The sequence below is a fragment of the Candidatus Frankia nodulisporulans genome, from assembly GCF_902806475.1.
Lineage (GTDB): Bacteria > Actinomycetota > Actinomycetes > Frankiales > Frankiaceae > Frankia > Frankia umida.
Genome location: NZ_CADCWS010000141.1, coordinates 1 through 10,969, shown reverse-complemented (window position 1 = coordinate 10,969; position 10,969 = coordinate 1). Strand labels below are relative to the sequence as shown.

Below are 10,969 nucleotides of genomic sequence, written 5' to 3'. Positions count from 1 at the left end.
GGAAACACAGGTCCCCCTGCGCGGTCGGTGGGGTAAAGGAACCCGACGAGGACCGGTTTCGGCGGGCCAGACGCATGGAACATCACCGGGAACGAACCCTGGTTGCGACACCGTCGGATTCATCGCGGCAACGCACGCTACCAAACCGGATTCTCCTGATATCCAGCAGACATAGCGGGGACGCCACCGTTCGAGCCCTTCCTCGACACCCCAAAGAATCACTACCCGAAAAGCCACAGAAGTTCGGTGACCGTTCACCGACCGGCTACCGCACTACCAGCTCGCCGACGCAGCCCCGCCAGTCGTCGGACATGATTCCCACCCGGACAACAACCACTGTCGTCGACGATCACACAAAAGTGACCCTCCTTACACGCACCCAGCTCGACCCGCTTACCGTCCCAGCACCCACCGACCATGTCGAAGAACGCGAGCGGCGGGTGTCCGGGCGCGGCGAAGGCGGAGGTCCCGCCGGGCGGGCCACGCCGATGGTCCGCCCGGCGCAGGTGAGGAGCGGGAATGCGGGTACGCGACGAGCCCAGGTCCCCGGTGGATGTGCTGGCCCTGGTGCTACGCGAGGACCGCCTGCTGCTCACCCTGCGGGCCGGTGAGATCTACGGCGCCGGCTGGTGGGCGCTGCCCAGCGGGCGGGTGGAGCCCGGCGAGGACGTCGTGTCGGCGCTGGTCCGGGAACTCGACGAGGAACTCGCTCTCACCATCGACGAGGCGGACGTCACCTTCACCGCCGTCACCCACGCCCAGCCACCCGACCACGAGGCGCGTATCGGCTTCGGTTTCGCCATGCGGCGTTTCACCGGTGAGCCGACCATCCGCGAACCCGACCGGTGTGCCGATCTGCGCTGGTACCCCCTCGACAAGCTCCCCACCCGAACCATGCCCTACACCGGCGAGATCATCCGTCTCTACCAGCAGGCCACGACCTTCTCCCGTTTCAACTGGCCCTGACACCGGGGATCGCCCGCGGCGCTCGCCAGGCACGACCATCGCCCGGCGTGCTGGTCGGCCACCAACTACGAACCCAGAAAGTCGGTGCGCAGCAGGTCCATCAGCAGCCCGTCGCGCAGGACACCATCGGGGCCGAGTTCGTACTGTCGCATGATTCCCACCGGGCGGAACCCGACCTTCGCATAGGACCGGATGGCCGCGGCATTGGCGGCGGCCGGGTCAATGGTGAGCCGATGGTGGCCGCGTTCCGCAAACAGGAACCGGGCCAGCATGGCCACCGCGCGTGTCCCCACGCCACGGCCCTGAAAATCTCTTCCGAGGAAGATGTCGATGCTGGCGGATCGAAAGCGCGGGTCGCTGTCCTCGCTGTACTGGATGCCACCCGCCGCCGTTGCGCTGACGTCGATGACGAGCAGGACCGGGTCGGTTTCGGCCAGCAGGTCCTCGTGCAGCGTCTCGGACGACGGTGGTGCCCCCCACCAGTCGGTGACCGACGGCTGCGACAGGATCGCCAGCACCGGATCCACATCGCCGCTGTGACCCGGCCGTACGGTCACCTCACCGTCGACGAGCTCTGGTCGCAGCAGCACCGCGGGCCCCCTCGGTAGCCTCATCCCTTCCACGGTCTATCTCACCTAATGTAATCGAAGATGAGCATTGCGACAGCTCATCGTGGTCCGTCCGCCGAGGTTCTCACATGGTCACGCTGGTCGGCGAGCCGTCCGGTGAAGGATCCCGCGGGGCCAGCAGATGCGGACTGAGCCCGTCCGCCACGACCAGTCGCAGATGGGAGCGGGCGCCGGCGACGCTCCCGCGGCGGCCACGGGCGCCCGGCCCCCAGGCTGGAACCGCGTGCAGAAGTCGCGACGGCGCGACGGCACCCAGCGCGGTGACCGCCTCGACGAGTCCAAGCAGGGCCTCGACGGACAGCTGCCGTCCCACGGTCAACGCGCCCCGCGCGCCGATCAGGCTGGCGAGAGCGGCCAGCTGGGAAACCGGCGCGAACCCGCCGGCGCCGTCGGCAGTAGCAGTAGCGATGGCAGCGGCGGTGGCGTTGGCAGGACGGGTGTCGAGGCCGGGCTCCGCGGCCACCAGCCACACCGGCAGTTCCGCCAACGCGTCCCGCCGATTGCGAATCATCCGCCGGACATCACCCGACCAGCGGCCGGCCCGTACCGCGCCCGCCGCCACCACCGCGTCGTAGCCCTCGAACTCGACCACCCGCCGCACCGGGCGCAGATCGGCAGCCACCCCACTGCCGGCCAGAGCGGCGCCGATCATACGAGCGAGTTCGTCCGCTCCCCCGCACCGCATCCCGTAGACCACCAGAGCTCGCATCGCCGCGCCTCCAACCTCGCCGTCGCGCGCCATCGGGTGAGCGCGCCGACGGCACAGGACCGTCGCATGTCCGTAACCCAGTGGACATCCGTGGCGCGGCCCACACCAGGCGTCGAACGTCCGCGGACGGCGGGACATCCGGACTCGCCACGGCAGGCTCCGTGGCCATCACATGGTCCGGCCCGAACCGGCCGGTCGGGGTCCGGACGGTCAGGCCCGCAGCCAGCGGCGCAGGCCGGGACGGGACGCCTTCCGCCAGGTCCGCGTGACCTCACGACGCAGCGCGGCCGCCCGATCCTGCTCCTGCGCGGTGAGCAGACCGTAGGTGAACGACGGTTCCCCGGCGTGGTTCGAGGCCACCGCCAGCGCGCGCAGACGTGCCACCGCCATGACCGCGTCCTGATGCGCGCCCAGCTGGTCCTGCACCCGCCGCGCCCGCGTCGCGAGGCGGCGGGCATCCCTGCCTACCAGCGGTGACATCAGCTCGCAGGCGTAGCGGAGCCGCTTCGCGGACTTGCGCGCCCGGTGGTAGGCCACGTCCTGGGCGGTGCCGGGCGGCGCCAGCCGGGCGGTGCGCACCCGCCGCGTGAGCCGCCGGTCGGCGCGGCGGACCAGCCGCGGCAGCTCCCGCCGGGCCGGCTGCCGTGCCAGGTCGGTCGTCCCGACCGAGGCGACGAAGGCCAGCAGGTCGTCGATGAAGCGGTAGTAACGGTGGCCGCGCAGATAGGCGAGCGCCTCGGCCCGTCCGCGCAGCACCTCCCCAAGCAGGGTCTCCTGCACACGCGCCGCCACCGGACCCACTACCTGCTCGCCCGGCGTCGCGGCCAGCGCTCGCCGCAGCCGGGCATGCTGTACCTCGGCGTCACGCGGACGACCCAGCACCTCCCCGATCTCGCGCAGCCCAGCCTCGATCCGCCCGGCCTGTTCGCCGTCGAGCAACGGCCGAAATGTCTCGATGGTGCTGCGCAACCGCCGAGCGGCCACCCGCAGATCATGGACCGACTCGGGTGTTCCCAGCCGCACCCCCGGGTCGGCGGCGAGCAGCGCCGTCGCGTGCCGAGCCAGGTACGTCCGCACCACCTGCCCGGCGCTGCCCGCCCCGCCGCGACCGGGATCGGTGGCAGTCCCAGCGGCGGTGCCCGGGCCGCTCTCCGTGCCCGTCGCGACCATCGCCTCGAGCTCGGGCGGGCCCACGTCCACGGCCAACGCACGGCGCAGTTTGGACGAGCCCACCGCCACCCGCGCACCCGCGTCCAGCAGCAGATGATCGGCGGTGGCCAGCAGCCGTTCGCCCGCCGGGTCGAGCACCTCGACGTCGATCTCCCGCCAGCGGGACGCCACCACCCGCCCGCCTCCGGCCAGCGGCCGACCCATCGTCCGCGTCTGCACCTGATCGTCGGCGACCTCGAGCAGATCGTGCCCCTGCGCATCACGCAGCAACCAGGTCCGTCGCACCGTGCTGACCCGCGCCACCGGCCGCAGCGGCGCCCCCCGCACCCACACCGCGATCAGATCGGCGAGATCCTCCGGTACCCGCGGCACCACGACCCTGGCCTGCCCGCCAAAGCCCAGACCCTGCTCCGCGCCCGCTTCCAGGTCCGGGCGGGCCGCGTCCCGCGCGTCCCACTCGTCCTCCGCGGGCACGATGTCCAGTGGCCGCCCGATCTCGTCGTGGGCGCCGTCGGCGCCGGGCAGCTTCAGGTGCCAGCCGGCGTCGGCACCGCCCTCGCGACGACGCAGCGTCATCTGGTTACGGGCCAGGCGCAGGTCGTCGGTGTCGTAGTAGACGGCGTCCAGGCGTGTCACCCCCATCGCACCGACGGACGCGACACCCTTGAGCGCGTCGAAGGCGGGAACGCGGAACGTCTCGTCCACGGCGAAGGCATGCTCGACCTCGTGGGTGACTGTCACCTGCCACTCCTTCCGGTGGTGTCTCCCCTGGTCGGACGCCCGAGCGGGACGTCAGCCGGCGGGACGCCATCCGCTGTTCGTTCCCCCGTCCCGGGCCAGAAACCCACCCCGTGCCAAGCCGCCGTCCGACCCCAGCGGACGCGTTCACCCACACAGGACGCGGTGCGCGCCGCTGTACAGGTTCATCGTGTCGCCGCGGACGAACCCCGCCAACGTCATCCCCGACTCCACCGCGAGATCCACCGCCAGCGTGGACGGCGCGGACACCGCGGCGAGCATCGGCACCCCCGCCAGCAGCGCCTTCTGCACCAGTTCGAACGACGCCCGGCCGCTGACCACCAGGATCTGCCCGACCAGCGGAACCCGCCCGGCCCGGGCCGCCGCGCCGATCACCTTGTCGACGGCGTTGTGCCGCCCCACGTCCTCCCGCACCGCCCAGAGCGCGCCGTCCGCCCCGGCCAGGCCCGCCGCGTGCAGACCGCCGGTGGTCGCGAACAGTCGCTGCGCGGCCCGCAACGTCTCCGGCAGCCCGGTGATCTGTTCCGGTGCGACCCGCAGGGGGTCGTCGGCGATGTCATACCGTCCGCGCACCCGCACCGCGTCGATACTCGCCTTCCCGCACAACCCGCAGGAACTGCTCATGTAGAAGGTGCGCGCGTCCTCCAGCGCCGGCGGCGGCACACCGGCGGCGAGCGTCACCTCCAGCACGTTGTAGGTCGGCCGTCCGTCCTCGTCCACGGCGGCACCGTCCGGGGCGGCACCGTCCGGGGCGGCACCGTCCGGGGTGGCACCGTCCGGGGTGGCGCAGTAGCGCATCGCCGCGACGTCGGCACCGGTGCCGATCAGCCCCTCCCCGAGCAGGAAGCCGAGCGCCAGGTCCATGTCGTCGCCGGGCGTGCGCATGGTGACCGCGAGCGCCCGCCCGCCGACCCGGATCTCCAGCGGTTCCTCGCCGACCACCGTGTCCGGCCGGACCGCCGTCGCCACCCCCGCCCGGACCCGCGTCACCCGCCGCCGGTCGCTGGCCCGGCCCATCAGGCCCGACCCGCCGTCGGTTCCAGCCGAACGACCAGCGACTTGGACGTCGGTGTGTTGCTGCGTCGCGCCGTCGCGTCCAACGGGACGAGCACGTTCGTCTCCGGGAAATAGGCCGCGGCGCAGCCGGACGCGGTCGGATACGACACCGCGCGGAAGTTCTCCGCCCGCCGCGTCGACCCGTCCGTCCACACACTGACCAGATCGACGTGCGTGCCGTCGGCCACGCCGAGCGCCGCCAGATCGTCCGGATACACGAGGACGACCCGACGCCCACCGCGCACCCCGCGATAACGGTCATCAAGCCCGTAGATGGTCGTGTTGTACTGATCGTGTGATCGGATGGTCTGCAGGAGAAGATGCCCGGGCGGGACGGTGAGCGCCGGCGCCGTGTTGACGGTGAACGCGGCCCGCCCGCTCGGCGTCGGAAAGGTCCGGCTGTCGCGTGGTGGATGCGGCAACGCGAATCCGCCAGGTTCGGCCAGTCGTTTCTCGAAATCGTCGAATCCCGGCACGACCCGCGAGATGTGCGCCCGAATCCGCGCGTAGTCGCCGCCAAGCCCCGCCCAGTCCACATCCGCCGTCCGCCCGACCGCGGGAACCGTCTCCGCGGCCGTCTGCGCTGTGGCTGCCGTCTCCGTGGCTGCCTGCGCTGTCCGTCTGGCGAGGGCGGCGAAGGTGGCCTCGGCGAGCCCGCAGACGATCGCGACCTCGGAGCGCAGCTGCGCCCCGGCCGGCGCGAGCCGACCCCGGGAGGCGTGCACCATGCCCATCGAATCCTCGACGGTGACCTGCTGCGGCCCGCTGACCTGGACGTCCGCCTCGGTCCGGCCCAGCGTCGGCAGGATGAGCGCCGCCCGTCCGGTGACCGCGTGCGACCGGTTCAGCGTGGTGGAGACCTGGACGGTGAGCCGGCACGACCGTATCGCCGCTTCGGTGACGGCCGAATCCGGGGTGGCGGCGACGAAGTTCCCGCCCATTCCGACGAACACCCGGACCCTGCCGTCGCGCATGGCCCGGATGGTGTCGACGACATCCAGTCCGTGTCGCCGCGGCGGCGCGAAACCGAACTCCGCCCCGAGCGCGTCCAGGAACGCCGCCGTGGGCCGTTCCCAGATTCCCATCGTCCGATCACCCTGGACGTTGGAATGCCCGCGCACCGGGCACACTCCCGCCCCCGGCCGGCCGATGTTGCCCTGCAACAGCAGGACGTTGACGAGTTCCTGAATCGTCGCGACCGCCCCCGCGTGCTGCGTGAGCCCCATCGCCCAGCACACGACCACCCGTTTCGCCGAGAGCATCCGCCCGGCCAGCTCGTCGATCTCCGCGCCGGTCAGCCCGGTCGCGGCGGCGATCTCCGCCGCCGAGAGCCCCCCGACGGACGGCCCCCCGTCCCCGCGGATGTGCCTGACGTAGTCGTCGAAGCCGGTGGTGTGGCGGGCGATGAAGTCATGGTCGACAACGGTGCCCGGTGCGGCCTCCTCCGCGTCCAGCAGGCGCCGTCCCAGCGCCTGGAACAGGGCGAGGTCGCCGCCGAGGCGGATCTGCAGGAACTGGTCGGCGAGCGCCGTGCCCCGCCCGACGACTCCCCGCGCGTGCTGCGGGTTACGAAACCGCAGCAGCGCCGCCTCCGGCAACGGATTGACGGCGACGATCCGCCCACCGGCGCGTTTGACCTTCTCCAGCGAGCTGAGCATCCGCGGATGGTTCGTCCCCGGGTTCTGCCCGACGACCAGCACCAGATCGGCCGCTTCGAGGTCGGCGAGTGTCACCGAGCCCTTGCCGATGCCGATCGTCGAGGTCAGTGCGGTGCCGGACGACTCGTGGCACATGTTCGAGCAGTCCGGCAGGTTGTTCGTGCCCAGGGCCCGGGCGAACAGCTGGTAGACGAACGCGGCCTCGTTGCTCGTGCGCCCCGAGGTGTAGAAGGCCACCTCGTCCGGGCTCTCGAGTGCCGCCAGTTCCCGCGCGATCAGCGTGAACGCCGCGTCCCAGCTGATCGGCCGGTAATGGTCGGCGTCCGGTGCGCGGTACATCGGTTCGACGAGCCGCCCCTGGCCGCCAAGCCAGTGCCCGGTGCGCCCGGCGAGATCGGCGAGGCTGTGTTCGGCGAAGAACTCCCTGGTGACCCGCGCGCGGGTCACCTCCTCGGCGACCGCCTTCGCGCCGTTCTCGCAGAATTCGACCGCCGATCGTTCTCCCGGTGGTGGCTCCGGCCACGCGCATCCCGGACAGTCGAACCCATGGTCCTGGTTGACCAGCCGCAACGTCCGCACCGACCGTCGGGTCCCCATCCGGGTCAGTGACCGCGCCAGCGCGTGCCCGACCCCCGGCACCCCCGCCGCCCACCGCTTCGGCTCGGAGATCCGAAGCCCCTCGTCCTCGTCCCGCTCATCACCGCTGCCCGTCACGTCAGCCATGACCCCACCATCCCCGCCGACGCGACCGGACACCATCTACCTGGTCGCCGGTCAGGTCTCCGGCGCTGTGATGGTGGGGAACTCGCCGGTGGGCGGGTCGATGTCGGCGGCGCGCAGCAGATGTTCGGCGTGCCGCAGGACGGGTGCGTCGACCATCCTGCCCTCGAAGGTGAAGACCCCGCCGCCGGCCCGCTCGGCGGCGCGCAGGACCCGGTCGGCCCAGGCCAGCGACTCCTCGTCGGGCCGAAACGCGTCCCGCACGACCGGCACCTGGTTCGGATGGATGCACGCCTTGGCCGCGAAGCCGGTCGCCGCCGCGTCACGCGCCTCGGCGGCGAGCCCGTCCAGGTCGGGGATGTCGAGGTAGACGGCGTCGATCGCGGCCCGCCCGCACGCGGCCGCGGCCAGCAGCACGGTGGACGAGGCATGCCGGGCCACATCCCGGTAGCGCCCGTCGGGATGCCGGCTGGAGCGCCCACCGAGCGCGGCCAGCAGATCCTCGGCGCCCCACATCAACGCCACCACGTTCGGCACCGCGGCGATCGCCGGCGCCGCCAGCACCCCCGCCGGCGTCTCACACAACGCGATCACCGTGCGGGTGGGGCCCAGGCGGGCGGGCTGGTCGGCGGACTCGGTCTTGGCCAGCATGCACATCCGCAGGTCCGTCCGGTCGAGCGCGGCGAGGTCCGCGGCGAACGCGGCGCTGGTCGCCGGGTTGACCCGGACCACCGTCCGCGCCGGGTCGAGCTCCGGCGCGGCCCTGACCAGTGCCGCCCGGGCCCGCGCCCGGTTCTGCGGTGCGACGCCGTCCTCCAGGTCGAGCACCACCAGGTCGGCCACGGCCGCGGCCCGCGCGTACCGCTCCGGCCGGTCCGCCGGACAGAACAGCAACGCCCCGGCGACCGCCCGCTGCCCGCCCATCACGCCTCCGCCGACCGTCTGCCCTGACGATTCACCTGACCTGGGCGAACGCTACGCCGCCCGACGCCACCAGGTCCCTCGCCGCGCGGCGCATCCACACCGAGCCGCCGCCGCGGCCCGATGTCACCTACGACGTCTTCCTGGACGCGTGGCGGCTGCTCCCGGCGCGCGTCGACGACGGCGCCGCCGACGGCCTGCGCCGCCCGCTTCGGCACATCGACCTGGCCGGCCTGACCCGAGACGATGCGATCAGCACACTGCGCGGCGCGCGGAGCTCAGCCCGTCGCGGGGTTCTTTCCGAACAGTTCCAGGTAGCGGCGGGAGCTGTTCGGGTTCAGGACGGGGTTGTGCAGTGAGGAACGCACGTTGTCGGCCTCGGCGTTGTTGTAGTACGCCTCATAGGCGAGCAGGTCGGCGTTCCGCGCGAAGAACTCATGCATCTTCTCGATGAAGAACGGGTTGTCCTGACCCCCACCGTTCGAGTAGGACAGCCCCCATTCGGGCACGGCGAGCGGTTTGCCGTGCGCGCGGGCGAAATCGGTGACAGTGCACAGCCCGGATGGCTCGGTGCACTGCTTGTCCCACGCCTGCTGCGTCGTGGAAGCCGGATAGATGTCATAGTCGTCAATGCCGACGACGTCGACGTAGGCGTCGCCCGGATACGCCGACCAGACATCGGCACCGCTGCCGGGCAGCGTGTTGCTGTGCGCGCTCATGGTCCACTCGATCTTCACGTGGGGGGCGGTCGACCTGATCGCGGTGACCGCGTGCACGAAGCAGCTCTTCCACGTCTGCGGGTCACGCACATGCCAGTACATCCAACTACCGTTGAACTCCCAACCCAGCCGGACGTAGGCGTCCCCGCGGCCGTACCGGGTCAGGGTCGTGCCGAACTGGGCCCAGTGACCGTCGTAGTCACCGCGGGCGCAGGCCTGTTCGTCACCACCTTCGGGATACAGCGGCTGCGCCACCGAAAGCTGACCGGTGAACGCGTCCCGGGAGAACGCGCCGACCGGCCAGGTCGCCGTCGTGATACCCGGCCAGTCCTTGCGGGTGGTGAACACCACGGCCACGTCGACGGGGCGCCCCGTCCAGGTCGCCCAGGCGTTGATGTCCGCGGGATAGTTCCCGTTGGCACCCGAAGCCCAGCCCAACCCGGAGCGGGGAACCAACGGCGACGGTGTCGCGGCGGCGGTCGGCGAGGACGACGGTGACGGTGTCGCGGGTCGGGAGGTCGGCGCGGAGGAGCCGGAGCACGCCGCGACGCCCAGCAGAAGTGCGATCAGCGCGCTCAGCACAAGCAGCGGTCCGCGGCGGCGCGCGCACCAGCGCGCACGTTGTGAAACAGGCCCGGAGCAGGGGAGCACCGCAGTCCTTTCCCGCCACCTCACAAGGGGGCCGGACTTTCTCATGTGATCCTCGAATCCATCCGCGTGCTCCCGGCCGACAACCCACCGCTGGCAGCCTTGCGACCAACCCTAACGTAACGTCAATGTCAAGCCGGTGGCCGAGGTTCCCCCGCTCACCGCAGGTCAGCGGACGGCCACGAACCGCCCCGGGACGCCGCCCGGTGCCCAACCCCCGGCCACCCCGGATCCGCGGTCGATCCCGGCCCGGCGGACTGGCCCGGCACCGCGGCACCACTCGGCCCGGACGTGGCCGGCCGGACGGCGGGAGCACGGAACGCACGCAGCAGATACCGCTGCGCGGGCTGCTCCACTCCATGATGCAGAACGGCGGCGCATCCGAAGGCGAGAAGGAAACCCGCGAGGACGCCCAGCGCCATCCCGGGTGCGGTCGTCGCCTCGAACCAGCCAAGTTCTCCACCGGCGGTCAGCGCGACGGGATGAACGAGATAGAACGCGTAGGAGATCACCCCGAAGTACACCAGCGGACGGGCGCTCGCCCCGGCCACCCGGCCACCGTCGGCCTCCCGGGTACCGACCAGGAAGATCGCCACCGCGAAGGACGGCAGTGCGAGGGTGTCGATGAGCCCCTGCCGGTCACCGTGGGAGAAGCCGAGGGCGACCAGGACCGCCAGCCAGGCAGTCGCCAGAACGGCGAGGGTCCGGCGCTGCCCCGCCGTGCCGCGCACGCCGTCCCGCGCCAGCAGCGCCAGGACGAACTCGCCGATCCGCACCGCCGGATTGACGTAGACGGCCAGATCAAGCCGAGGGTCGACCACCCCGGCCAGACACGAGATCGCCGCCGTCGGCAGCAGGACCACCAGTGCCAGGCGTATCCGGCCCGCCTGCGACCGGGCAGCAAGCCGTGGATAGAGCAGCGGAAAGGCGAGGTAGAAGAACGCCTCGCAGGACAGCGACCACAGCACCGCCCCACCCCACCCGAAATAGATCGACTGTGTGGGAATCCAGGCC

At 71.7% G+C, this 10,969-nt stretch carries 9 protein-coding genes; 1 reads left to right on the top strand and 8 read right to left on the bottom strand.

Annotation, left to right across the window (positions count from 1 at the left end; genetic code table 11):
* Positions 1–519: 519 nt before the first annotated feature.
* Positions 520–966: an NUDIX domain-containing protein gene (locus G6R24_RS13470; RefSeq protein ID WP_163549599.1), complete on the top strand. Its 447-nt coding sequence runs from the start codon at positions 520–522 to the stop codon at positions 964–966.
* 65 nt (positions 967–1,031) lie between these two features.
* On the opposite strand, the gene G6R24_RS13465 is transcribed toward G6R24_RS13470, so the two are convergent.
* The 8 genes from G6R24_RS13465 to G6R24_RS13430 form a co-directional block, all read right to left on the bottom strand.
* Positions 1,032–1,550, bottom strand: coding sequence for a GNAT family N-acetyltransferase (locus G6R24_RS13465; RefSeq protein WP_391530243.1), 519 nt, complete (start codon positions 1,548–1,550; stop codon positions 1,032–1,034).
* Between the two features lie 109 nt (positions 1,551–1,659).
* Positions 1,660–2,304 (bottom strand): flavodoxin domain-containing protein, encoded by a 645-nt coding sequence (locus tag G6R24_RS13460; protein WP_163549597.1) that lies wholly within the window; start codon positions 2,302–2,304, stop codon positions 1,660–1,662.
* 210 nt (positions 2,305–2,514) lie between these two features.
* On the bottom strand, positions 2,515–4,215 hold the full coding sequence (locus G6R24_RS13455; protein ID WP_163549596.1) for a CYTH and CHAD domain-containing protein: 1,701 nt from the start codon (positions 4,213–4,215) through the stop codon (positions 2,515–2,517).
* 144 nt (positions 4,216–4,359) lie between these two features.
* Positions 4,360–5,250: a formate dehydrogenase accessory sulfurtransferase FdhD gene (gene fdhD, locus G6R24_RS13450; protein WP_163549595.1), complete on the bottom strand. Its 891-nt coding sequence runs from the start codon at positions 5,248–5,250 to the stop codon at positions 4,360–4,362.
* A complete protein-coding gene (locus G6R24_RS13445; protein ID WP_163549594.1) occupies positions 5,250–7,670 on the bottom strand; it encodes an FdhF/YdeP family oxidoreductase in 2,421 nt (806 codons plus the stop codon). Before G6R24_RS13445 ends, fdhD begins: the two co-directional genes overlap by 1 nt.
* Positions 7,671–7,721: 51 nt before the next feature.
* Positions 7,722–8,591: an HpcH/HpaI aldolase/citrate lyase family protein gene (locus G6R24_RS13440; RefSeq protein WP_163549593.1), complete on the bottom strand. Its 870-nt coding sequence runs from the start codon at positions 8,589–8,591 to the stop codon at positions 7,722–7,724.
* A 275-nt stretch (positions 8,592–8,866) separates the two neighbouring features.
* Positions 8,867–9,889 carry a glycoside hydrolase family 26 protein gene (locus G6R24_RS13435; protein ID WP_338083904.1) on the bottom strand — a complete coding sequence of 341 codons (1,023 nt, stop codon included), beginning with the start codon at positions 9,887–9,889 and terminating at the stop codon, positions 8,867–8,869.
* A 224-nt stretch (positions 9,890–10,113) separates the two neighbouring features.
* Positions 10,114–10,969, bottom strand: an 856-nt coding sequence (locus G6R24_RS13430; protein ID WP_163549591.1) for an acyltransferase family protein, incomplete at its 5' end; no start/stop codon positions are given.